Here is a 404-nt window from a genome sequence, read left to right as displayed (position 1 = left end):
ATGATAAGGATCAACTAAAGAAACAAAAGCTTCCCACTCCTGCAAAATACAAAGCAGAATTTGAGTGGTTAAAAGAAGTTGATTCATTAGCTTTGGCAAATGCTCAACTAAACTTGCAAACTGCCTATAAAAATTTCTTTCGTGGTCAAAATGACTTCCCAACATTCAAAAGCAAAAAAGACAGAAAGTCTTATACAACGAATGTAGTGAACGGAAATATTATGTTGCTTAACGGTCATATCAAATTGCCAAAACTGAAAATGGTACGTATCAAACAGCATAGAGAAATACCACAAGGCCATATAATCAAGTCATGTACGATTTCTATGACACCTACTGGTAAATACTATGTGTCCATTTTGACTGAATACGAAAAAGAGATCGTACAAAAAGAAGTAGAAACA

Annotated in this window: 1 pseudogene; it reads left to right on the top strand. The window is 33.9% G+C overall.

The window, feature by feature from the left end:
• Window positions 1-404: pseudogene (locus QO049_RS30550) on the top strand (RNA-guided endonuclease TnpB family protein); the annotation flags it as partial.

The sequence above is a fragment of the Bacillus sp. RB3 genome, from assembly GCF_030164735.1.
GTDB classification, from domain to species: domain Bacteria; phylum Bacillota; class Bacilli; order Bacillales; family Bacillaceae_G; genus Bacillus_A; species Bacillus_A cereus.
This window is presented reverse-complemented; position numbering and strand designations above follow the sequence as displayed.